A 23,215-nucleotide genomic window follows, 5' to 3' on the forward strand; every position below is an offset into this window, starting at 1 on the left:
GATTCCGCGTCTGGCGCTCGTTTCGTGACGCCGATGAACCCTCTGTGGGAGCGAATTTATTCGCGAAGATCGTTCAGGTGATGAAGATGTGTCGCCTGCACTGGCCTGTCGCGCATGAATTGACCGCCACAGGGGCTCGGTATCAACCCTCGACCTTTACTGCCCGCCCGGTCTTGATCGATTCCAGCGCGCAGTTCGCCAAATGCAGTGCCTTCAACCCGTCCCTTGCGTTGGTCGGCAGCGGTTCGTTGGCGCGGACGGCAGCGATGAACTGGTTCAGTTCGATGCGGTAGGAATCGGCGTAGCGTTCGAGGAAGAAGTTTTCCAGCGGTTCGCGTACTTCGGTCTGGCTGGCGCTGTAGGTGCGCACGGTGGTGGGGCGGTGGTTGTCGTTGAGGACCATGCCTTTCGAGCCAAACACTTCCAGCCGTTGATCGTACCCGTAGACCGCTTCGCGGCAGCAGTTGATGTGGCATTGTTTGCCGGACGCGGTGCGCAGCAGGACCATCACGCTGTCGTAGTCGTCCAGTTGGGCGAGGGCGGGTTCGACCAGGCGGCTGGCGATGGCAAACACCTCGACCGGTTCTTCACCGAGCAACGTGCGCGCAGTGTCGAAGTCGTGGATGGTCATGTCGCGGAAAATGCCGCCGGAGTGCTTGAGATTGTCCAGCGACGCCAGGCCTGGGTCGCGGCTGGTGATCACCACCTGACGCACCTCACCGATGTCGCCCTGGGCAATGGCTTTGCGCATCTGCAGGGTGTCGGGGTCGAAGCGGCGGTTGAAGCCGAGCATGACCTTGCCGTTCTGGCGCTCGACGTCTTCCACGGCTTTGGCGGCCTTGGCGTAGTCCAGGTCGATGGGCTTCTCGCACAGTACCGGTTTGCCTGCTTTCACCGCCCGCAGCATGTAGTCAATGTGGGTGTCAGTGTGGGTGCCGATCACCACGGCATCGACGTCGTCCCGCTCGATGGCCTCGGCGCAATCGTAGGCCGCCGCGCAGCCCAGTTTGGCCGCCAGCTTGTCGACGCCTTCGCGCCAGGGGTCGGCGATCACCGACAGTTGCACATCGGGGTTGGCCGCGACATTGGCGGCGTGGATGTTGGCGATGCGGCCTGCGCCGAGGACTGCGATGCGTAGCATGGGGTGGATCTCCTTGGATTGTTGTTGTCGGGACGATCGGGTGAATTCAGTGGGTCAGGTTGAACGGCGTGACGATCTGCACCGGCGAGGCGGGGATCGGGTCGACCTTCCACAACCGGTGAAATTGCAGGATGTGCTGGAACGCGTGGCGGGCGTCGATTTGCAGGTTGTGGTCGATGATCGCTGCGATTTTTTCTTCGGCGAGCAACTGTCGGTTTTCCTGATCGAGGTCGTGGCCGATGAACACGGTCAAGGGCCGGTTCTGCTCGGCGAACGCATCGACAATGGCGCGGTTCCCGCCGCCGACGCTGTACACGGCCTTGATCGACGGGTTCGCCTGCAACGCCTGGCTGACCCGCGCCAGCGTGGGTTCATAGACCCCGAAACCGCCGGTGATGTCGACCACCCGCAAGTGCGGCGCGCGGCTGCGCAGCCAGGTGCGGAAGCCCATCTCACGCTCTTCTTCTCCTCGGAACAGCTCGCTGCTGATGACCACCGCGACGTCCTGCGCCGCATCGTCCAGCCAGCGCGACATCAGGTACGCCGCGGTTTGCCCGGCGGTGCGGTTGTCCATGCCGATGTAGCCGATGCGCTCGCTTTGCGGCAGGTCGGACACCAGCGTCACCACGGGAATGCCAGCCGCCGTCACCTGGTTCACGGCGTCGTTGATCTGGGGTTCGTCGGCGGCCTTGAGAATCACGCCCTGACTGCCTTTGCTGATGCAGCGCAGGATCACGTCGGTCATCAACGCCGTGTCGATCTCTTGGTACAGGTGAAAACGGGGAAAGATGCGAAAGGGCGCGAGGCTGCCCAATTGCGCATGAATGGCCTCTTGCACCGCGTCGCTGAAGCGCTTGGGGGTGTGCAAGATAATGTCGATGTGAAAGGTGCGGCCAACGGCGGGGCCTGACTTTTCCTGGGCTTCGAGTTCTTCGAGGGCCTGCTGGATGCGGCGATTGGTCTGGTAATGCACGCTGCCGCGCTCATGCAACACGCGGTCGACCGTGGCTTTGCTGACCCCCGCCTGAGCGGCGATCTGCTTGATGGAGAAACGTCTGGCGCGGTCGAGCATGGAATCTCCTGAGCCTCTGCTGAGGTCTTGTTGAGGTCGATTCGGGCCTGTGTGAGGTGAACGCAATGCTAGTCTCAGTTCCATTCGTTGTACAGATGGAATTTAAATTCTATTATGGCAACGATTCATCCGCAGCCAAAAACAACAAATGCAGGAGAGAAGCGCATGTCAGCATTGGATCTGTCCACATCGTTCACGGGCCGCTATTTCGTCGTCACCGGCAGCACGCAAGGGCTAGGCGCCGCCGTGGCCCGCACCCTGGCGGACCGGGGCGCCGCCGGCCTGATCATCTGTGGGCGCAGCCGGGACAAAGGCGAGCAGCAGGTTCGTCAATTGGCTGAGCTGGATTGCCAGGCGTTCTTCGTCGAAGCCGACATGGAGAACGTCGAGGATTGCCGTCGGGTGGTGGCCGCCGCCAAAGAACACTTCGGCACCGTGCACGGGCTGGTCAATTGCGCGGGCATGTCGGACCGGGGCAGCATCATCGACACCTCGCCCGAGCTGTTCGACCGCATCTTCGCGGTCAACGTCAAGGCGCCGTTTTTTCTCATGCAGGAATGCATCAAGCTGATGATCGCCAATCAGGTTGAAGGCTCGATTGTCAGCATTCTCAGCGTCTCCGGCCACGGCGGGCAGTCGTTCCTCACCGCGTATGCCGCGTCCAAAGGCGCCTTGGCGATCCTCACCAAGAACGTCGCGTTCAGCACCTTGCGCAACCGCATTCGGGTCAACGGCCTGAACATCGGCTGGATGGACACCCCTCACGAAGACCAGATTCAGCGGCAGTACCACGGCGCTGAAGACGGCTGGCTGGAGCGCGCTGAAGCGCAGTCGCCGTTTGGCCGGTTGCTGAAACCGCAGGAGGTGGCGAACAGCGTGGCGTACCTACTTTCCGATCAGTCCGGCATGACCACCGGCTCGGTGATTGACATGGAGCAGGGCATCATCGGCTGTGGCGACGGCTCGACCCCGCGCCCCGATGCGCCACTGACCCTGGACGGGGTCAGCGGAGCCGGGCAATGAACCTCTTCGCCCAGCCAACGGACATCGACGTTCGCGCGTTTGCCGTGCTGTGCGAGCAGTCGGTGCGTGTCGCCGATTACCCCCATGCCCAAGAGGTCGTGAGCCGAGTGGTGATCTACCGGGCCGACACCCTGCGCGACGCCGAGCAGCGGGACCGTCGGGCCTTGATGAGTGAGTTGCATCATCTGTTTCGCGACGGGCCGGGGGTGATGGTGGTGCGGGGTGCTTACACGGACATGGCGGTCATTGATCGGCACAGCGAAGTGTTTCGGCAGATCATCGCTGACGAGTCCGCCAGCGTGGTGCGCGCCGACCACTTCGCCAAAGCCGGGGCCAATCAGCGGATCTGGAATTCCCTGCAAAAGGCCGCCGAGCATTCGGCGGATTCGTTCATCGACTATTACGCCAACCCGCTGCTGGGGCTGATATCGGAGGCGTGGCTGGGGCCGTATTTTCAGGCGACGGCGCAGGTCAATGTGGTGACGCCCGGCGGTCAGGCGCAACAGCCCCATCGCGATTACCACCTGGGTTTCCAGAGTGACGAGGTGGTGTCGCGCTTCCCGCTGCCGCTGCACCGGTTGTCGCAGAACCTCACGCTGCAAGGGGCAGTGGCCCACACCGACATGCCCCTGGAATCCGGGCCGACGCTGTTGCTGCCGTTCTCGCAGCAGTACGAATTGGGTTACCTGGCGTGGCGCGATCAGGGCTTCATCGATTACTTCGCGCAACACGCCATTCAGTTGCCGTTGAACAAGGGCGACCTGCTGTTCTTCAACCCGGCGCTGTTCCACTCGGCGGGGACCAACCGCACGACGGACCAGTACCGCATGGCGAACCTGCTGCAAATTTCGTCGGCGTTTGGCAAACCGATGGAAACCGTCAACCGCGACAAGATGATCCTGGCGCTGTACCCGTCGCTGTTGAAGCGGGTGGAGCAGGGGGAACTGGACGAGGCGGGCATGCAGGCGGTGATCGCGATGAGCGCGGACGGGTATTCCTTCCCCACCAACCTCGACACCGACCCACCGCTGGATGGCATGGCGCCGCAGACCGGGCAGCAGTTGCTGGAACTGGCGTTGCGGGAGCGGTGGGAGGTGGCGCGGTTTGTGGAGGCGGTGGGGGTGATGCGGGAGAAGCGGTTGGCGTGATGTGCCATTTCCCGATTGATTCTGGCTGAAGATCGTCCTTGAAACCGGGGACGATTCAGGTATGTCGCGTTTACCGGTTTTGCTGCCAGTGCCTGGCAGATCGCAGGCAAGGTGGAACGCCACCCCGGCACTCCCACGCCTGCGGCAGAAGCGGATACGCGGTGGGTTTAACGCGTTTGATTCTGGCCGTAGGCCGTAGGAGTTGGCTTGCCTACGATCGGCTGCGAATCAGTCGCAAAATCAGACGCGCCGGTCGTATCTGACCCACCGCGTCCTGTCACCCACTAAATATTCTCCGGCGTCACGATCTGCAACGGCACCAGCACCCGATGGCGTTGCGGGTCGATGGTGTCGGCCTTGGGTAATTGCACCATCACCTCGATCAGCGCTTGGGCGATGAGCCTGGGTTGGGAATCGATCACCAGCGTCACCAGCCCCTTGCGCATCGCCGGGCGCGATTCGACCGTGGGTTCTTGCAGAATCACGCACAGCTCGGGCCGATCAGGCGTCGCCGCCAAGGCACTGATCACGCCCTCAACGCCACCGCCCGCCACGTACAGCCCTCGCAAATCCGGATGGCGCGCCAACAGTTCCAGCGTGGCCTCTTCCGTGATCGCGCCGTTGTCGAGGGTGATGATCGACGGCAACACGCGAAACTGCGGGGCTTTTTCTTCGAAGAAACTGCGCACCCCGGCTTCCCGCTGTTCATGCCCGAGAAACCGGTGCCCGCCGACCATCACCGCCACCGAACCGCCTTCTTTCGGTGAACCATGGGCGATCAACCAGCCCGCGGTGCGGCCAACTTCAAGGTTGTCGGTGCCGACGTAGGCGCCGGGTGTGATCGTCGGCAGATCGGTGAGCAGCGACACCACGTGCACGCCTTGCTGACGGACCTGTTCGATGGCGTCGATGATCAATGGGTGGTCGAAACTGACCAACGCCAGGCAGTCACACAGCGCCGCCAATCGATGAATCTGCCCGACGATGGATAACGGCGCGCGGTCATGGATCAGCTCGATGTGGCAAACGATATTGGCGACTTGAGAGTCCCGCGCCTGTTCGACGATGGCATCGCTCAAGGTCTTGTAGAAAGTCTGCGAGGTGCCCAGCAGCAGAATGCCGAAGTGATACGCCGGCTTCTTTTCGTTGATCCGCTGGCCGATCAATCGCGCTGCAAAATAGCCCACGGCTTCGGCGGCCTCCTGGACCTTTTGCGCGGTCTCCGGGTTCACCGGTGCGCGGGCATTCAACACGCGGTCAACCGTCGCGACACTCAAGTTGGCGTAGTGGGCAACAGTGGCAATGGTCGGGCGTTTTTTATTATTCATACAGCCTCGAAAAGAAGGCTTGATAGAAAACTATCAAGCGCTAACAGGGCTGGATGATAGCTTGAGAGAGAATACTTTCAAGCGCTTGTCGCGGCCTTTTGGATCTCTATAGTTTGAATCAGCCACGTCACTGAACGGCACGCTATTTCACACTTCGGAGAACAATAACAATGTCGCAGATTCCCTTCGATCCTGAACGCGGGAAGGATTACAGCATCACCGGCGAACAGGCGCGGCGGGCGGAAGAAGCCGGTCTGGTTTCGGCCGTCTGGTACCAATGCCCGGTGCCGCGCAAACGCATGAAAGAACTGATGCAGCGCCATGATCATCGCGCCCTCCGCGACACGGCGATCTGGCTCGGGGCGCTGGTCCTCAGCGGCTGGGGCGGGTATGTGTTCTGGGGCAGCGCGGCCTGCGTGCCGTTCTTCCTGGTCTACGGGCTGCTCTACGGCACCGCTGCTAACTCCCGCTGGCATGAGGCTGGCCATGGCACAGCGTTCAAGACCCGCTGGATGAACGACGTGGTCTATCAGATCGCCTGCTTCATGGTCATGTACGAGCCACAAGTCTGGCGCTGGAGCCACGCCCGCCACCACACCGACACCATCATCGTCGGTCGCGACCCCGAGATCGTCGAGCCCCGTCCGCCGCGCCTGAACATGATCGTGCTCAAGCTGCTCTCGCTGCCCCACGTCTACAGCGCGTTCAAGTCGCTGTTCCTCCATGCGAGCGGGCAGATGAGCGCGGAAGAAAAAGTGTTCGTGCCCGAGTCCGAATTTCCCAAGGTCTACCGCACGGCGCGCGTCTGGCTGGTGTTGCACGGGATCGTCATCGCCTCGGCGCTGTACCTCAACTCCTGGCTGCCGCTGATGTTTGTGCTGTTGCCAACGATGTACGGCGGCTGGCTGAGTTATGTGTTCGGCCTGACCCAGCACGTGGGCCTGGCGGAAGATGAACTCGACCACCGCAAGAATTGCCGCACCATTTATATGAACCCTGTGTTCCGGTTCTTTTATTCGGACATGAATTACCACCTGGAACACCACATGTTTCCGATGGTACCTTATCACGCCCTGGCGCAACTTCATGAAGAAATAAAAGACGATTGCCCGCCGCCGTATAACAGCCTGTTCGAGGCGTACCGGGAAATCATTCCGACGTTGCTGAAACAGCGCAAAGACCCTTCCTTTTATATAAGACGCCCGGTTCGCGAGCCTGCGCCCGAGACGGCAACGACGTCGCAAAACCCGGAATCGGCGTTCAGCTGACCATCACCCCCTTTTCACAAGAACAAGAGAGGACTGCCATGAGCAATCAATGGGTAGAGGTTTGTCACGTCGATGACATCGATGAAGAGGACGTGATCCGTTTCGATCATCAGCAGAAAACCTACGCGGTGTACCGCTCCCACAACAGCCAATACTTCGCCACCGACGGGCTGTGCACCCACGAGAAGATTCACCTGGCCGACGGTCTGGTCATGGACTTCATCATCGAATGCCCCAAGCACAACGGGCGTTTCGATTACCGCAACGGCAAGGCACTGAACGCCCCGGCCTGCGTCAATCTCAAAACCTACCCGGTCAAGGTCGAAGCCGGGAAAGTCTTGCTCGACCTCTTGGAGCAGGGCGAAGCATGAAGGCGTCCGAGACGCTGGTGATCGTCGGCGCCGGTCACGCGGGTGGGCGGGCGGCGCTGACCCTTCGGGAAGCGGGATTTACGGGGCGTATCGTGCTGATCGGCGATGAGCCGCATTTGCCCTACGAGCGTCCGCCGCTGTCGAAAGCGCTGCTCAAGGGTGAGTCGGACCTGGCCGCGTGCAGCCTGTTCAGTGAGGCGAGTTTCATCGCGTCGGGGATCGAGCATCTGAGTGGGGTGAAAGCGACGCACATCGACCCGGCTCGGCATGAGGTGGTGTTGGCCAGTGGGGTGTCGGTGGGTTACAGCAAGCTGCTGCTGGCCATCGGCGGCACGTCCCGCAGCCTCGACCTGGGCGGTCGCGCGTTCGATAACCTGCATTACCTGCGCACGTACGACGAAGCGGTCGAACTGGAAAAACGCCTCGCGCCCGGCACCCGGCTGGTCGTGGTGGGCGGCGGGTTCATCGGCCTTGAAGTGGCGGCCAGCGCTCGCGAGCGCGGCTGTGACGTGACGGTGCTGGAGGCCGGGACACGACTGGCGGCTCGCGCACTGCCGGAACGGACCTCCGACGCGTTGTTGGCGTTGCACCGACACAAGGGCGTGACCGTGCACCTCGGCGCGCGGATCGCACGCTTCATCGGAGAACACCACGTGGAAGCGGTGCACCTCGCCGATGGGACGCGTGTCCCGTGCGACCGATTGTTGGTGGGCATAGGACTGCAACCCAATCTTGAACTGGCGCGTCAGTCCGGTCTGGAAACAGGAAGCGGCATTCGGGTAGATCGCTATCTGCGCACCAGCGCCCCGGATGTGTACGCGGCGGGGGATGCCTGTGAGTTTCCCGGCATCGACGGCGGGTTTCAGCGTCAGGAAACCTGGCGCAATGCCGAGGCCCAAGGCCGCATCGCCGCGTTGAACATGCTGGGTCAGGAGCATCCGTTCACTGGCGTGCCGGGGTTCTGGTCCGATCACTATGCGTTTGGCTTGCAGACCGTGGGCGTGCTGGCCTCAGACGCACGGATCGTCGAACGAGAGGGGGGCGATGGCGGGTTTTTGCTGCTGTATCTGGATTCCCAATCCAGGCTGACGGGCGCCAGTGGTTGGGGGCTCGGCAACAGCATCGCCAAGGACATCAAACTGTGTGAGCGGCTGATCGAAAGCGGCGCCGTGTTACCCGTCGACGCACTGGCGGATGCCGGGGTGTCACTGAAAGGATTGCTGCGGGGTGCCCATGCCTGAGCTGTCATTGACGCGTGAGTTCGTGGTCTTCCAGTCAATGTGGGCCATGCAGAACGAACAGGGCGTGCTGCCGTCGCCCCTTGAGCAGCAACTGACGAAGATCGCCGAAGCAGGTTTCGACGGCATCACCGATCACTTCTACGAACCGGGGGCGGCGCGGGAACTGGCAACGTTGGCGCGTAGCCTCGGGCTGCAGATCGAGGGCCAGTTGTTTCCGCAAACCGTCGACGGGTTGCAGCCTGCGTTGGACATCGCCAGCCAGTACGGTTGTCATCACCTGACGATTCAGGCCGACGTTCGCCCGCGCACGCTGAAGGAGGCGGTCACGCTGATCGAAGGCTGGCAGCGTCTGGCGGAACAGGTGGATTTTCCCGTGCTGATCGAAACCCACCGCTACCGCGTGACCAACGACCTGCATTTCACCCTCGACCTGCTTCGGGAATTGCCGGAGATGAAGCTGTTGGCCGACTTGTCCCATTACGTGGTGGGGCGCGAGATTCCGCTGCCACCGAGTGACGAGGATCAGCGTCAGATCGAGGCCATCCTGCGGCGCAGCTGGGGCTTTCATGACCGGGTCGCCAGTTGTGAGCAGGTGCAGGTGCCGATCAGTTTTCCCCAGCACCGGGCTTGGGTGGCGCTGTTCAGCGAATGGTGGCGGTTCGGGATTCAAGCGTGGCTTGCACGGCCGGGAGCGCAGGGAAGCCTGTCGTTTACCTGCGAACTGGGCCCGCCGCCCTATGGGATCACCGACCGGTTGGACGGGATATCACGGACCGGTGGCAAGAGTCGTTGCAGATGAAGGATCTGGCTCGGCGCCTCTGGCAGGATTGCACACCAATCTGACGTTCTGGCACGCCCTGTGCTGTCCTGATCGATACCGGGTTGTTGAACAATCCCGCTCGCTCAGGAATGCACGCTGTGTCCATCGCCAAAGAAAACGGGTTGTCCCTCGCCGATCAGGTCGCGCACGAACTGCGTGAGGACATCATCAACGGTCGTTTGCTGTCCGGCATGCCGCTGGTGGAGACCGAACTGGTCCGCCATTACAGCGCCTCGCGCAATACCGTGCGCGAAGCCTTGCACCTGCTGGGGCGGGAAGGGTTGACCACCTACATACGGCACAAGGGCGTGATCGTCCGTCGCCTGACCGTGGACGACGTGCGCGACCTCTTCAGCGTGCGCCGCACCCTGGAATCCCGCGCCATTCTGGCCGGCCGCCCGCTGGCCCATCCCCAGGCCGATCACATGGCCAACGCCATCGACGCCGCCGAGCTGGCCTGCGGGCGCGAAGACTGGCGGGCGTTCGGCACCCACAGCCTGCGTTTTCATCAGCAGGTCGTCTGCCTGCTGGGCAGCCCGTCGTTCAACGAATTCTTCACCAACATCGTCGCCCAGATGCGCCTGGTGTTTTCCGCCGCGCTCGACGAAGCGAGCTTTCAGGCGCCTTGGCTGGCGCGCGACCGCCACCTCTATCAGCTGCTGCTCGACGACCGACGCCTTGAAGCCAACGAGGCGATGGACAGCTACCTCAACGATTCCGAACACCAGGCGCTGACGCTGCTGGCCAGCGCTGCACACCCTTGAATCAAGCCACCTTTAAACCAGGAGAGCCTCATGTATAAAGACTACCCAGCCGCGTATCAGGTCAGCAAAGGCTCGGCCTTGCAGGTCGACACGGCGTTTTACGAGCGCATTCCACAAGCGCAGGACCAGCGCACCCTGGTCGAGCAGTTTGAGGTGCCCATCCGCACCGGGCGGGCGTGGAAAGTGAAAGCGGGGCAGGTGTTCCGCGTCACCGCACCGGTCGGCCCGCAGGTGGGCGATTTCAACGTGTGGAACGCCAACGACCCCCGCGAACGCCTCTGGGCCGCCCGCACCCGCCAACTGCAAGGCGCCCACGTCACCACCCATGATCGCCTGTGGTCGAACCTGCCATTCCTGCGCCCGCTGGTGACCATCACTGACGACAGCCTGGCGGCTTACGGCATCGACGAACACGGCGGCCGCCTGCACGATTTGCTCGGCACCCGCTGCGACCCCTACGTCAACAAGATGCTCACCGGCGAAGATTTTCACCACCACTGCCATTCCAACCTGACCCGCGCCGTGCTGCCTCACGGCCTGACCGAATTCGACGTCCACGATGTGCTGAACATCTTCCAATGCACGGGCCTGAACCACGACGACATGTACTTCATGAAAGCCTGCCCGGCGCAGAAGGGGGACTACCTGGAATTCTTCGCCGAAATCGACCTGCTCTGCGCCTTGTCCACCTGCCCCGGCGGCGACCTGTCCTTGCCGATGTGGGGGCCAGACGCTCAAGACCCGCTCAGCGTCTGCCGTCCGTTGGGCGTGGAGATCTACGACCTGACGCCCGAGCTGCTGCACGGTTGGGAACAACCCAAACGCGCCGAGTACAACGGGTTGCACGGGTTGGCGATTGCCAAGGCAGCGTGGGAAAAATAGCTACGGCTGAGTGCTCTGGATGGGGTCTTCGGACAGCAGACGCTGAGCCTGCTGTTCGATGAATTCAAGTCCGTGAAAAGCGGGGCCAGCGACATCACTTTGTCGTGCCCGCAGATTATTTTTCATCCGCCCATTTTTTTACAAAACGCCCAATAGCCTCAGAAAATTTTACAGGCCGCCGGGGCGGATCGAACGGGATGACCTCAAGCATCCCGCAACAAGTCGTGGGCGTTGAGCAGGCTCCAGGCGATTTCAGGGCGTTTTTCCAGGCCGCGGCGGATGGCGGCGGGGATGGCGGCTCGGGTCTTGCGGCAAAGGCCGGGGAGCTCGGCGATGTCGATGACGATGCCACGCATGCTGCGCACTTCGTTGAAACCGGGGGCGACGTCGAGGCGGATGCCGAGTTGCTCGAACAGGCGCTGCTGCATGTGCTCCAGGTCGGTGAGGCTGGCGATGTTTTCCAGCCGTTCGAGCAGGCGCTTTTCCTCGGGCTTGGTCAGGCGGAGGATGCGTTGGTCTGCCCCGGCTGTCTCCAGCAGGCGTTCGCGGTCGCAGATGCAGGCGCCAGGCGGGCAGGGTGAGCGAATCGGCAGTGTGGGGGTCATGGGTGCCGATCATAGCGAGGGGGATCGGGGATTTATAGGGCTTCGATGGACGGCCTGGTGATCGAGTCGCCGGACGGTCTTGCTGTGTGATCGGCGTCTCGTTACGCAGCCGTTGGTGCAGAAAAAACGAACGCTGGCGTGTCTCGGTCCTCGAACGTTCACACCCCTCGCGGTCATTCTGGAGAGACGACGATGATCAGTTCGCGCAAGACCTTGATGCCTTTGTTGTTTGTCGCGGCCGCCGTTGCCTCGGGCGGTGTGGTGGCGCAGTCCGTCGTTTCATCACCGGTCATGCTCGCGGCGTCCGGTATTGGCGGTGGGGGCGCGGGTGGCGGTTCGGCAGGGGGCGGGGCCGCAGGAGGTGGCGCTGCGGGTGCCGCAACCGGTGGCGCGACCGGAACGGGAGCGGCAGGCACCAATGGCAGTAACAGCGGGAATACCAACGCCACCGGGACAAACGGCACCAACAGCAGTAACACCAATGCGACGGGCACCAACGGCAGTAACAGCGGTAATACCAACGCCACCGGAACAAACGGCACCACCAGCGGAAATACCAATGCCACCGGTACCAATGGCACTAACGTAAACGGAACGGACGCCGCCCACACCAATGGCAGTAACAGCAGCAACACCAACGCCACCGGCACCAACGGCAGCACAAGCAATAACACCACCGCGCCGAACACCTCGACCTCGACCTCGACCACCAACGGCGTCAATAACGGGACCGGGCAAACTGGCGTGAACAACGGTGGCGTCAACAACGGCAACGTGGGCACGACCAATCCGGCATTGAGACCGGGCAACGGCGTGGGTGGCTCGTCGTCGGCGCCGTCCTCCAGCGGCAACAGTGATTCCCTGCAACAGGAACGTCAAAAGAGCGGCGAGCGGATGATCATGGAGCGCAAGGGGCAGATTCAGGAAGCCAATTGAGGCAGCGTGTCAGGCGATTCAGCGTTCCTTGATTGATCGCCTTCGCTGCCGTCGTAACCTCCGGCGACTCCCACAGGACTTGTTGCGAGTCCGAGACCTGCGATCGACGCCTCTACTGTTGATCGTGCCCACCGGGATCAAGGATGGCGCGAAATCCCGTGGGAGACGCCGGAGGTTACGACGGCAGCGAAAGCGGCCCACCGGATTCACCCACCCCTCGGCCACGCACAAACCGTCCATTCACAGCACGTCCGTTCAATACCCGCACATCCCCCCACGACACTATGGCTTCAAGACCTGCCATCCCTCATAGAGGACATGGCGGTATTCATGAATCCGTTGGTGTGCGATGAGCTATTCGACTTTCAACGACCGCGCGCTGGACTTGGGGCTGTTGTTCCTGCGGGGCAGCGGTGCGCTGTTTTTATTGTTTGTCCACGGTCTGCCCAAGCTGCTGGATTACAAGGCGCAACTCACGCTGATCGAAGACCCTTTCCACTTGGGCGGCGTCTTGACCCTGAGCCTGGCGATTTTCGCCGAAGTGCTGTGCCCGCTGCTGATCCTCGCCGGCGTGTTGACCCGGCTGGCCTGCCTGCCGATTCTGTTTCTGCTGCTGGTGGCGCTGGTCGTGGTGCACAGCGACTGGAGCGTCGAGCAAGGCCAGTTCGGCTGGCTGCTGATTATCATTTTCACCAGCGTATTGATTGCCGGTCCCGGTCGTCTGGCGCTCAATCTTCGCCTGCCGGGAGCGCTTCGCTATGCCTGAAACCGTTCTGTCCGCCGATATCCCCGCGCCGTCGACGTTGTCACCCGACGAAATTGTCACCCTGGTGGTCAAGCACCGCGTCAAGCACGGGATGGAAACGCAATACGAAGCCTGGCTGCGCCGCACGGTCACCATTGCCAGCACCTACCCGGGGCACCTCGGGGTGGACGTCGTTCGCGGCAAGTCCGACGGTTTGCACACCTTCACCTGCGTGCTGCGCTTCTCCTGCACCGAGGTCATGCAGAGCTGGCTCAGCTCCACCCAGCGCCGCGACCTGGTCGCTGAGGTGGCGCACATGCTGGCCGACGGCGACACCACCGAGGTCAATCGCCACAGCGAATTCTGGTTCGTCCCGGCCAGCGAGTTGCCACCGCCGCCACGCTGGAAACAGGCAGTGGTGACCTTCTGCGTGATTTGCCCGCTGACCCTGCTGATCCCGCTGCTGTGGGGCCCGGTCTTCCGCGCGTTCCCGTTGCTCGCCAACTACGTGATCAGCACGGCGCTGGTGACGATCACCATCGTGTTGCTGGTGGTGTACCTGCTGATGCCTCAAGCGACAAAGCTGGCCGCGCCATGGCTGAACGCCAAACCCGAGCCACTGCCCGGTGCCGACCATGAAGGATGAAACTACCAACAGCGACCGCCGCCGCTTCGTCGCCACCGGCTCGCTGCTCAGTGCGGCGGCGGCCGTTTTCTCCTCATTTCCCGTCACTGGCCTTGCGGTCGGTGCATCCCACTCTTCTGCCCCCGGAGGCGCGATGAACGTCGATCTGATTCTCTATAACGGCAACTTTCACACGGTGGATCAGGAAAAACCCAAGGCCAGCGCCGTGGCCATTGGCGGCGGGAAATTCGTCGCCGTGGGCACCGATGCCGAGATCATGTCCCTGCGCAACAGCGGAACGCAGGTCATCGACATGCACCAGCGCACGGTGATTCCGGGCCTCAACGACTCGCACTTGCACCTGATCCGTGGCGGCCTGAACTACAACCTCGAACTGCGCTGGGAGGGCGTGCCTTCGCTGGCCGACGCGCTGCGCATGCTGAAGGACCAGGCCGACCGCACGCCGACCCCGCAATGGGTGCGCGTGGTGGGCGGCTGGAACGAATTCCAGTTCGCCGAGAAACGCATGCCGACGCTGGAAGAACTCAATCAGGCCGCGCCGGACACCCCGGTGTTTGTCCTGCACCTCTACGACCGCGCGCTGCTCAACCGCGCCGCCCTGCGAGTGGCCGGTTACACCCGCGACACGCCGAACCCGCCGGGCGGCGAAATCGTGCGGGACAGCAAGGGCGACCCGACCGGCATGCTGGTGGCCAGGCCCAACGCGATGATTCTGTATTCCACCCTCGCCAAAGGGCCGAAACTGCCGTTGGAATACCAGGTCAACTCGACCCGTCAGTTCATGCGCGAGCTGAACCGTCTGGGCCTGACCAGCGCCATCGACGCCGGGGGCGGTTTCCAGAATTACCCGGACGATTACGCCGTCATCACCCAGCTCGCAGAAGCGAAACAGCTGACCGTGCGCATCGCCTACAACCTGTTCACCCAGAAGCCGAAAGAAGAGCTCAACGACTTCAAGCACTGGACCAGCACCGTCACGCTGCACCAGGGTGACGACTTCCTGCGCCACAACGGCGCCGGGGAAATGCTGACGTTCTCCGCCGCCGACTTCGAAGACTTCCTCGAACCACGCCCGGATTTGCCGCCCGGCATGGAGCAAGACCTTGAGCCAGTGGTGCGCCATCTGGTCGAGCACCGCTGGCCGTTCCGCCTGCACGCCACCTATGACGAATCGATCTCGCGGATGCTCGACGTGTTCGAGAAGGTCAACCGCGAGATCCCGTTCAACGGCATTCCGTGGTTCTTCGACCACTGCGAAACCATCACGCCGCAGAACATCGAGCGGGTGAAGGCGCTGGGCGGTGGCATCGCGATTCAGGACCGCATGGCGTTCCAGGGTGAATACTTCGTCGACCGTTACGGCAAGCAGGCCGCCGAGGCCACGCCGCCGATCAAACGCATGCTGGCCGAAGGCGTGCCGGTAGGGGCGGGCACCGACGCCACCCGCGTGTCGAGCTACAACCCCTGGACCTCGCTGTACTGGATGGTCAGCGGGCGCACCGTTGGCGGTCTGGAACTGTACCCGGAAGGCCTGTCCCGCGAGACCGCGCTGGAGCTGTTCACCCGTGGCAGCGCCTGGTTCTCGTCCGAGCAAGGCAAGAAGGGCCAGATCAAGGTGGGCCAGCTCGCGGACGTGGTGGCCTTGTCGCAGAACTTCTTCAGCGTGCCGGAAGAGTCGATCAAGTGGATCGAATCGGTGCTGACCATCGTCGACGGCAAGGTGGTGTACGCCACCGAAGAATTCGACGACCTGGCCCCGCCGAGCGTGCCGGTGCTGCCGGACTGGTCTCCCGTGGCCAAGGTGCCAGGCCACTGGCGTCAGGGCGCGCCGATGGCCGCTGCTGTTCACCAGTGCAGCGGGCCGTGCGGGGTGCATGCCCACAGCCACGACAAGGCGCGAATGTCGAAAGTCCCGGTCAGTGACTTCCAGGGCTTCTGGGGCGCGTTCGGCTGTTCGTGCTTTGCGTTCTGACCGTCGATTGAAAAGAGCCTGAAACCCCTCGCCGTGCTGGATGGGCGAGGGCTGGGGTCAGCGCCGTTCGCTGACCCCCAATAAACGAAACGCCACACCTCAGTCACTCACTCAATGGAGTCAATCATGACCGCTCCCTACAAACGTCTGGACATCAACGATGCCGTGGTCCTGCTGGTCGATCACCAAACGGGCCTGATCTCGCTGGTGCAGGACTTCTCGCCGAACGAGTTCAAGAACAACGTGCTGGCCCTGGCCGACTGCGCCAAGTTCTTCAAACTGCCGACCATCCTGACCACCAGCTTCGAATCCGGCCCGAACGGTCCGTTGGTGCCCGAGCTGAAGGAAATGTTCCCGGACGCGCCGTACATCGCACGCCCTGGTCAGATCAACGCCTGGGACAACGAAGATTTCGTCAAAGCGATCAAGGCGACCGGCCGCAAGCAACTGATCATCGCCGGTGTCGTGACCGACGTCTGCGTGGCGTTCCCGACCCTGTGCGCGCTGGAAGAAGGTTTTGACGTGTTCGTGGTGACCGACGCTTCCGGCACGTTTAACGAAGTGGTTCAGCAAGCCGCCTGGGCGCGTATGTCCGCTGCCGGTGCGCAACTGGTCAACTGGTTCGCCGTGGCCTGCGAGCTGCAACGCGACTGGCGCAACGACATGGAAGGCCTGGCCAACCTGCTGTCCCAGCGCATTCCGAATTACCGCAACCTGATCAACAGCTACACGACGTTCAACAAGTAAGCGGAGGTCCCTGTCGCTGGCGGTGGTGACCTCACGAGGGCCACCGCCTGTAGCAGCGCCACCCCTCCGGTGGGAGTTGGCTTGCCTACGATCTGCCGCGCAGCGGCAGCAAACCCTGGCACCTCCATCAACCTGACACAATCGCGGTGTCTGATTTCACTGCCGCTTCGGTCGGGCGCGACCCCGGGCCGATCGCGAGCAAGCAACGCTCCCACGGCCTCCGGCCAGAATCAAAAGCGCTCGCCCTGCACCTAGGTCCTCATTGTGACGCTCGCCTCCATTGCGGCTCGACTCACGTTCCCGAACGCACGATCATCGTGCGGTATCTACCCATTCTTGGTGCATTAAGTAGCAGTCCCATACTGCCCCTTTGACACTCAGTTCCGCGCGTTTCCCATAACGTTCATACAGTTAGCGTCGCTCTGCACCCGCTGGCACCGCTTTTGCTTTTATGCATCCGTGGATCATTGGATACAATAATTCAAAGAGGTCACTTCATGCGCCCCGTGCCGCGTTACACCGAACGTCAACCCGTGACCGCCGAAGAGGAGGCGTACGCCTTTCTGCTCGACGCCATCTGCAAGGGCACTTACCGCATGGGTGAACGGCTGATCGCCGAAGACATTGCGGGGGAGATCGGCATGAGCCGGATGCCGGTGCGCGAAGCGTTCAGGCGTCTGGCGGCCGAGGGACTGGTCACGTTGCGGCCCAACCGCGGTGCCGTCGTCAGCGGCCTGAACATCGACGAAATGCGCGAAGTCTTCGAAATGCGCAGCGCGCTGGAGGGCCTGGCGATCCGCGTGGCGGTGCCCAAAATCACCGAGCGCCACCTCACCCATCTGGAGCGCCTGCTCGACGACATGGACGACTACCGCGACGACAGTTCGGAGTGGGTCAGCCGTCACCGCGCATTTCACGAATACCTGTGCAGCCTCAGCGAGCGCTCGCGGCTGATGCGGCAGATTTCCGCGCTGTACACGGTCATCGAGCCGCACATGCGGGTCTGGCTGGAGCACGGCGAAAAGCCCCTCAGCGCGCGCGATGAACACGCAGTGATTCTCGATGCCGTGCGCGCTGGCGACGCCAATCACGCCGAGCGGGTCCTGCGCGACCACATCGAAGGCACGGTGCCTAGCCTGATTGCCTTTCTGGAGCAACAAAAACACCCCTAGTTTTCCCCAAAGAACCAGAGCGGGCAGTCAGCCCGCCGCTGTAACGCCGTACCGCTGTGACGTTCAGAACTGCCCTTACTTTCTTACCGAAACCGGAGCTTCCGTCATGCACACACCCGCCACATTGGCCGCCGCCATTTCCCTGAGTCTCTGCGCATCGCAGGTGTTCGCCGCGCCGACCGTGCCCGACCGTTTGCAGAAGGTCGACAAGGTCACCTATTGCTCGGGCATGGACTCACCGCCGCTGGTGTCGTTCGACGCCGCGCAGAAGCCGGTGGGCCTGACCATCGACCTCGGTGTCGAGATCGCCAAGCGGCTGGGAGGCAAGAAGGTGGAGTGGCGGGTGATTCCGTTCTCCGGGCTGGTGCCCGCGTTGCTGGCGCAGCAGTGCGACATGATCGTCGATCAGTTGTTCGACAAACCCGAACGTCGCGAAGTGATCAACATCGTCAACTACATGTATTCCAGCCAGTCGGTGGTGGTGCCCAAAGGCAACCCCAAGGGCATCAAGTCGCTGGATGACTTGTCCGGGCACAAGGTCGCGGTGCTCAACGGCTCGACGATCAAGATCCTGCTCGACGCACAGAACGAAACCCTGACCAGAGCCGGCAAGCCGCCGCTGAAACTGGTGGTCTACAACACCGACACCGACGCGTTCCAGGCGCTGCGCATCAACCAGGTCGACGCGTACGGCACCACCGTGGAAACCGCCGGCTACTACGCCAACATGGCGCCGGACCTGTTCCAGGAAGGCGTGCCCGCGTTCAGCCGCATCCTCACCGGGTTGGGCATCCGCAAGGACGACGCGCAACTGACCACCGCTGTGCAGCAGGTGATCAGCGACATGCGCAGCGACGGCAGCTACACCCAGTTGCTCGCCAAATGGCATGTCGAAAGCGACAAGCTCGACTGAGTCAGCGCCGAACGGGATAGACCGATGAATTTCAATTGGGATGTGTTCTGGCAATACCTCCTGCAACCCAGTGGTGTCTACGTCACCGGGTTGTGGCTGACCTGCCTGATCAGTGTGCTGGCGATGCTGCTGGGTTGCACGCTGGGCCTGATCGCAGCGTTGATGCGCCTGTCGAAGAACCCGCTGTTGAACCTGCCGGTGCGTTTTTACGTGTGGCTGATGCGCGGCACGCCGCTGTTGGTGCAAATCGTCTTTCTCTACACCGCGCTGGCGGCGGGCGGGATTTTCCGCTTCGAAGACATCGACCTTGGCTGGTTCATCGTGCCGGGCAACATTCAGGCGGCGATCATCGCGCTGGGGCTGAACGAAGGCGCGTACATGGCCGAGATCATTCGTGCCGGGATCGGCGCGGTGGACAGAGGTCAGTACGAAGCCGGGCGTTCGCTGGGCATGACGTTCGGCAAGCTGATGCGCCGCATCGTATTGCCCCAGGCGTTTCGGGTCATCGTTCCGCCGCTCGGCAACGAGTTCAACGTGATGCTGAAAAACACCACGCTGGTCAGCGTCATCGGTGTGCAGGAACTGCTGCTGAGCACGCAAATGGTGACCTCCGCGACGTTCCGCGTGTTCGAGCTGTACCTGGTGGTGGCGATCTACTTCCTGATGCTGACCACACTGTGGGGCTTCTTCCAGCGCTGGCTGGAACAGCGCTTCGGCCAGTCGGACCAACAGCCACCTGCGGCGAAACGCATGTTCGGTCGCAGCGCAATGAAATTGCTGAGGGGGCGTTGAGATGGCGCATCAAAGTGACGAACTGATCATCGAGGCGCTGGACATTCACAAGTCCTTCGGCGACCTGGAAATTCTCAAGGGCATCTCACTGCAAGTGCGGCGAGGCGAAGTGGTGGTGCTGATTGGCGCTTCGGGGTCAGGCAAGACCACCTTCATTCGCTGCATCAATTTGCTGGAAGACATTCAGTCCGGACGCATCCGGGTCAACGGCCAGGCCATGGGCTATCGCGAGCGGGCCGACGGCAGTCTGGTGCGTGAGTCCGAGCGGCACATCGCCCGCCAGCGTCGCGACATCGGCATGGTGTTCCAGCGCTTCAACCTGTTCGCCCACATGACCGCGTTGGAGAACATCATCGAGGCGCCGATCCACGTGCTCGGCGTCCCAAAAGCGGCTGCGTTGAATCAGGGAAGAGAGCTGCTGGCACGGGTCGGTCTGGCGGACAAGGCCGCCCACTATCCCTCAATGCTGTCCGGCGGGCAGCAACAGCGGGTGGCGATCGCCCGCGCGCTGGCGATGAAACCCAAAGCCATGCTGTTCGACGAGCCCACCAGCGCCCTTGACCCGGAAACCGTCGGCGAGGTGCTTCAGGTGATGAAAGAGCTCGCCGAAGACGGCATGACCATGGTCGTGGTGACTCATGAAATGGGCTTTGCCCGAGAGGTCGCCGACCGCGTGGTGGTGCTGGACCAGGGCGAACTGATCGAACAGGGCCCCCCGGAACAGATTTTCAGCCGTCCGAATCACCCCCGTACCCAGGCGTTTCTCAGCCGCGTCCTCTGAGGCCCAGCCGGTCTGGTCCACGAATCCCGCATTGACAGAGCCTTCGACATGTTGAATTTTTCTGCCCACGACTATCCGTATCCGTCTCAACGCCAGAGCGTTTTTGCCCGCCGAGGCATGATCGCCGCGTCGCAACCGCTGGCCGCTCAGGCGGGGATGGAAATGCTGCAAAAAGGCGGCAACGCCATCGATGCCGCGATTGCCACGGCCGCGGCCCTGACCGTCGTCGAACCCACCGGCTGCGGCATCGGCGGTGACGCGTTTGCGTTGGTCTGGACCCAAGGCCAGCTGCACGGTCTGAACGCCAACGGTCACGCCCCGGCGGCATTGAGCATCGAGGCCGTGAAAGCGGCCGGCCACACCGAGATGCCCTTGTACGGCTGGACGCCCGTCACCGTGCCCGGCTGCCCCTCGGCCTGGGCTGAACTGTCTCGACGGTTTGGCAAATTGCCGTTCGTTGATCTGCTGCAACCGGCCATCAGCCTGGCCCGGGACGGTTTTCCGCTGTCACCCGTGGTCGCCCATCAATGGCAAAAAGCGTTCGACGAATTCAGTCCCCATCGGGACGCGGTGCTGGAAAACTGGTTCGACACCTTTCTGATCGACGGCCGGGTGCCGAACGCCGGAGAACTGTTTCGCAACCCGGCTCAGGCGCGCACCCTCGAAGAACTGGCCAACACCCAATGCGAGAGCCTGTATCGCGGCGCGCTGGCGCAGCGCATCGACGCTCATTCCCGGGCAACGGGCGGCTATTTGCGCGCTGAAGACCTTGCCGCGTTTCGCCCGCAGTGGGTCGATCCGATCAGCGTCAATTATCGGGGCTACGACGTCTGGGAAATCCCGCCTAGCGGCCAGGGCCTCGTGGCGCTGATGACGCTGAAGATCCTCGAAGGCTTCAATTTCGACCATCGCGACAGCCAGCAGACCTGGCACCGTCAGCTGGAAGCCATGAAGCTGGCCTACAGCGACGGCCTGCACCACATCACCGACCCGCTGCACATGCGCGTCGCGGTCGAGGATCTGCTCAGCGACCGTTACAGCGATGCACGCCGGGCGTTGATCGCCGAACACGCCCAGGCGCCCACACCGGGCGATCCCCACGCCAGCGGCACGGTCTACCTGGCCACCGCCGACGCCGAGGGCAACATGGTGTCGTTCATCCAGAGCAACTACCACGGCTTCGGCTCCGGCGTGGTGCTGCCCGACAGCGGGCTGGCGTTGCAGAACCGGGGGCAAGAATTCAGCCTCGATCCCGCGCACGCCAATTGTCTGGTCCCTGGCAAGAAAACCTTTCACACGATCATTCCGGGGTTTATCACCAAGGGCGGCCAGGCGGTGGGGCCGTTTGGCGTGATGGGCGGCTACATGCAGCCTCAAGGGCATGTGCAGATGGTCATGAACCTGGTGGATTTCGGCCTCAACCCCCAAGCGGCCCTCGACGCACCGCGCTGGCAGTGGCTGGGCGGGATGAAAGTCGGCATCGAACAAGGCGCGTCAAAAGCGTTGGCAGCGGGACTGGCGCGACAGGGCCACGACATCAGCATCGCCTACGACTCCACGGAATTCGGTCGCGGGCAGATCATCGTGCGTGATCCGGACACAGGCGTGTTATGCGGCGGCACCGAGCCCAGGGCCGACTCCACCATCGTGGCGTGGTAAACCAGACGATCTGCTGATTTTAATTTTCCGAAAAGTCCTGTAATACAATACGATTGCTTTCAAGGGGCCGGATCATGAGGATCGGCCCCGGATTCAATCGTGGTCTTCCCGCAAACGGAAGGCCGCCACCGTGGCATTCACAGGTCTTCAGGAATACAGCATGAAAGTACTACGTCAGGCGTCGTCCTTGCGGCATCAAGTGCAGGATGCACTGCGCAATGAAATCATCTCGGGGCGGTTCAAGCCTGGGGATCGTCTGGTGGAACAACAGCTGTACACCGCGCTGGACGTCAGCCGCACCTCGTTGCGTGAAGCATTGCGGCAACTGGAGGCGGAAGGGCTGGTGGAACAAGTGCCCCATCGCGGCGCCTACGTGGCGTCGGTGGATGCCAAGGACGCCGTACAGATCTACGACGTACGTGGCGCGCTGGAAGTCCTCGCCGTGCGCAACTTCGTGCGTTACGCCACCGACGAAGACGTCGGCGAACTGAGCGAAGTCTTCGACGAATTCGCTGAACAGTCCCGCACCACCAGCGTCGACGGCACGGCGTTGCTGGACATCAAACGCCGCTTCTACCACGTCCTCCTCGAAATCGAACAAAGTCGCGTCGTCGGCGGCATGCTCGAACAACTCAACAACCGCGTCAGCCTCCTGCGCGCACTGTCTTTGGGCCGCGAAGGCCGCATGCCCCACACCCTCGCCGAACTCAAGGAAATCGTCCGCAACATCCAACTGCGCGACGAAGAAGGCGCCTGCGCCGCCGCACTGCTCCACGTCGAAAACGCCTCCAAAAACGTGCTTGAACTGCTGGCGGCGACAGGGGTGCACGCGGTGCAATAACTTGCCAACACCCGGACCTCCGGGCTGCCCTTTTCTCACGAACCCTGCGGCGTGCGCGGTTTAGGTGTTCACTGAAAATCTACTGTGGGAGCGAATTTATTCGCGAAAGAGGGTTCTGGCGATGGAGATGTGTCGCCTGTACCGCCTTCGCGAATGAATTCGCTCCCACAGTTTAAGACCCGTGCACAGAATGAAGCCTTGCACATGCCCTCACATCGCGAAGAGCTTTAGCTCCAGCCAGATGCCGTTGCTCTTCAAGCACGATGGATCAGACGCCGCAGAACGCGACTTGGGTGCAGGCCGAACGCAGGCGGCGCGGAGTGGGTCGAGCGGCATGGATGCCGCGAG

At 62.3% G+C, this 23,215-nt stretch carries 22 protein-coding genes and 1 pseudogene; 19 read left to right on the plus strand and 4 right to left on the minus strand.

Annotated elements, in window-relative coordinates; translation table 11 throughout:
* Nucleotides 1-142 precede the first annotated feature (142 nt).
* A complete protein-coding gene (gene iolG, locus ACIQAL_RS16030) occupies nt 143-1,141 on the minus strand; it encodes an inositol 2-dehydrogenase (protein WP_401147031.1) in 999 nt (332 codons plus the stop codon).
* A 46-nt stretch (nt 1,142-1,187) separates the two neighbouring features.
* A complete protein-coding gene (locus tag ACIQAL_RS16035; RefSeq protein WP_401147034.1) occupies nt 1,188-2,213 on the minus strand; it encodes a LacI family DNA-binding transcriptional regulator in 1,026 nt (341 codons plus the stop codon).
* A 165-nt stretch (nt 2,214-2,378) separates the two neighbouring features.
* Between ACIQAL_RS16035 and ACIQAL_RS16040 the strand changes: the two genes are divergently transcribed.
* Entirely contained in the window at nt 2,379-3,236 is an 858-nt protein-coding gene (locus ACIQAL_RS16040; protein WP_401147036.1) for an SDR family oxidoreductase, read from the plus strand.
* A complete protein-coding gene (locus tag ACIQAL_RS16045; protein WP_401147038.1) occupies nt 3,233-4,384 on the plus strand; it encodes a phytanoyl-CoA dioxygenase family protein in 1,152 nt (383 codons plus the stop codon). Before ACIQAL_RS16040 ends, ACIQAL_RS16045 begins: the two co-directional genes overlap by 4 nt.
* 284 nt (nt 4,385-4,668) lie before the next feature.
* Here ACIQAL_RS16045 and ACIQAL_RS16050 read toward each other — a convergent pair whose 3' ends face one another.
* On the minus strand, nt 4,669-5,712 hold the full coding sequence (locus ACIQAL_RS16050) for a LacI family DNA-binding transcriptional regulator (protein ID WP_401147040.1): 1,044 nt from the start codon (nt 5,710-5,712) through the stop codon (nt 4,669-4,671).
* A 170-nt stretch (nt 5,713-5,882) separates the two neighbouring features.
* On the opposite strand from ACIQAL_RS16050, the gene ACIQAL_RS16055 reads away from it, so the two are divergent.
* The 6 genes and pseudogenes from ACIQAL_RS16055 to ACIQAL_RS16080 all read left to right on the plus strand — a co-directional run bounded on the left by ACIQAL_RS16055 (nt 5,883) and on the right by ACIQAL_RS16080 (nt 11,058).
* Nucleotides 5,883-6,980 (plus strand): fatty acid desaturase family protein, encoded by a 1,098-nt coding sequence (locus ACIQAL_RS16055; RefSeq protein WP_401147042.1) that lies wholly within the window; start codon nt 5,883-5,885, stop codon nt 6,978-6,980.
* 38 nt (nt 6,981-7,018) lie between these two features.
* Nucleotides 7,019-7,351 (plus strand): MocE family 2Fe-2S type ferredoxin, encoded by a 333-nt coding sequence (locus ACIQAL_RS16060; RefSeq protein ID WP_401147045.1) that lies wholly within the window; start codon nt 7,019-7,021, stop codon nt 7,349-7,351.
* Nucleotides 7,348-8,592 carry an NAD(P)/FAD-dependent oxidoreductase gene (locus ACIQAL_RS16065; protein ID WP_401147047.1) on the plus strand — a complete coding sequence of 415 codons (1,245 nt, stop codon included), beginning with the start codon at nt 7,348-7,350 and terminating at the stop codon, nt 8,590-8,592. The genes ACIQAL_RS16060 and ACIQAL_RS16065 overlap by 4 nt, the downstream gene beginning before the upstream one ends.
* Nucleotides 8,585-9,435 (plus strand): annotated as a pseudogene (locus ACIQAL_RS16070) (sugar phosphate isomerase/epimerase family protein). Before ACIQAL_RS16065 ends, ACIQAL_RS16070 begins: the two are co-directional and overlap by 8 nt.
* A 66-nt stretch (nt 9,436-9,501) precedes the next feature.
* A complete protein-coding gene (locus tag ACIQAL_RS16075) occupies nt 9,502-10,176 on the plus strand; it encodes a GntR family transcriptional regulator (protein ID WP_401147050.1) in 675 nt (224 codons plus the stop codon).
* A gap of 30 nt (nt 10,177-10,206) precedes the next feature.
* Nucleotides 10,207-11,058: an urea carboxylase-associated family protein gene (locus ACIQAL_RS16080; protein ID WP_401147052.1), complete on the plus strand. Its 852-nt coding sequence runs from the start codon at nt 10,207-10,209 to the stop codon at nt 11,056-11,058.
* A 203-nt stretch (nt 11,059-11,261) separates the two neighbouring features.
* Here the strand turns inward: ACIQAL_RS16080 and ACIQAL_RS16085 are convergent, their stop codons facing one another.
* Nucleotides 11,262-11,663, minus strand: a complete 402-nt coding sequence (locus ACIQAL_RS16085) for a hypothetical protein (protein ID WP_401147055.1) — start codon at nt 11,661-11,663, stop codon at nt 11,262-11,264.
* Nucleotides 11,664-11,855: 192 nt separating this feature from the next.
* On the opposite strand from ACIQAL_RS16085, the gene ACIQAL_RS16090 reads away from it, so the two are divergent.
* The 11 genes from ACIQAL_RS16090 (at nt 11,856) to ACIQAL_RS16140 (ending at nt 22,867) form a co-directional block, all read left to right on the plus strand.
* Nucleotides 11,856-12,599 carry a hypothetical protein gene (locus ACIQAL_RS16090; RefSeq protein WP_401147057.1) on the plus strand — a complete coding sequence of 248 codons (744 nt, stop codon included), beginning with the start codon at nt 11,856-11,858 and terminating at the stop codon, nt 12,597-12,599.
* Nucleotides 12,600-12,948: 349 nt separating this feature from the next.
* On the plus strand, nt 12,949-13,365 hold the full coding sequence (locus ACIQAL_RS16095; protein WP_401147060.1) for a DoxX family protein: 417 nt from the start codon (nt 12,949-12,951) through the stop codon (nt 13,363-13,365).
* Complete coding sequence (locus tag ACIQAL_RS16100; protein ID WP_341957542.1) at nt 13,358-13,990, plus strand: antibiotic biosynthesis monooxygenase; 633 nt, start codon at nt 13,358-13,360, stop codon at nt 13,988-13,990. Before ACIQAL_RS16095 ends, ACIQAL_RS16100 begins: the two co-directional genes overlap by 8 nt.
* A 133-nt stretch (nt 13,991-14,123) precedes the next feature.
* Nucleotides 14,124-15,962: an amidohydrolase gene (locus ACIQAL_RS16105; protein ID WP_401147161.1), complete on the plus strand. Its 1,839-nt coding sequence runs from the start codon at nt 14,124-14,126 to the stop codon at nt 15,960-15,962.
* 126 nt (nt 15,963-16,088) lie between these two features.
* Nucleotides 16,089-16,709 carry an isochorismate family cysteine hydrolase YcaC gene (ycaC, locus tag ACIQAL_RS16110; RefSeq protein WP_166598759.1) on the plus strand — a complete coding sequence of 207 codons (621 nt, stop codon included), beginning with the start codon at nt 16,089-16,091 and terminating at the stop codon, nt 16,707-16,709.
* A 497-nt stretch (nt 16,710-17,206) separates the two neighbouring features.
* Nucleotides 17,207-17,881 carry a GntR family transcriptional regulator gene (locus ACIQAL_RS16115; protein ID WP_401147064.1) on the plus strand — a complete coding sequence of 225 codons (675 nt, stop codon included), beginning with the start codon at nt 17,207-17,209 and terminating at the stop codon, nt 17,879-17,881.
* Nucleotides 17,882-17,987: 106 nt separating this feature from the next.
* Complete coding sequence (locus ACIQAL_RS16120) at nt 17,988-18,794, plus strand: ABC transporter substrate-binding protein (protein WP_401147067.1); 807 nt, start codon at nt 17,988-17,990, stop codon at nt 18,792-18,794.
* A gap of 24 nt (nt 18,795-18,818) precedes the next feature.
* A complete protein-coding gene (locus ACIQAL_RS16125) occupies nt 18,819-19,586 on the plus strand; it encodes an amino acid ABC transporter permease (protein WP_401147070.1) in 768 nt (255 codons plus the stop codon).
* Between the two features lies 1 nt (nt 19,587).
* Nucleotides 19,588-20,367: an amino acid ABC transporter ATP-binding protein gene (locus ACIQAL_RS16130; RefSeq protein ID WP_341957552.1), complete on the plus strand. Its 780-nt coding sequence runs from the start codon at nt 19,588-19,590 to the stop codon at nt 20,365-20,367.
* A gap of 48 nt (nt 20,368-20,415) precedes the next feature.
* Nucleotides 20,416-22,026, plus strand: coding sequence for a gamma-glutamyltransferase family protein (locus ACIQAL_RS16135; protein ID WP_401147073.1), 1,611 nt, complete (start codon nt 20,416-20,418; stop codon nt 22,024-22,026).
* A gap of 160 nt (nt 22,027-22,186) precedes the next feature.
* Nucleotides 22,187-22,867 carry a GntR family transcriptional regulator gene (locus ACIQAL_RS16140; protein ID WP_401147076.1) on the plus strand — a complete coding sequence of 227 codons (681 nt, stop codon included), beginning with the start codon at nt 22,187-22,189 and terminating at the stop codon, nt 22,865-22,867.
* Nucleotides 22,868-23,215: the final 348 nt, after the last annotated feature.

Origin of the sequence: Pseudomonas sp. NPDC088368 (assembly GCF_044753445.1) — a bacterium.
Classification (GTDB): domain Bacteria; phylum Pseudomonadota; class Gammaproteobacteria; order Pseudomonadales; family Pseudomonadaceae; genus Aquipseudomonas; species Aquipseudomonas bambusae.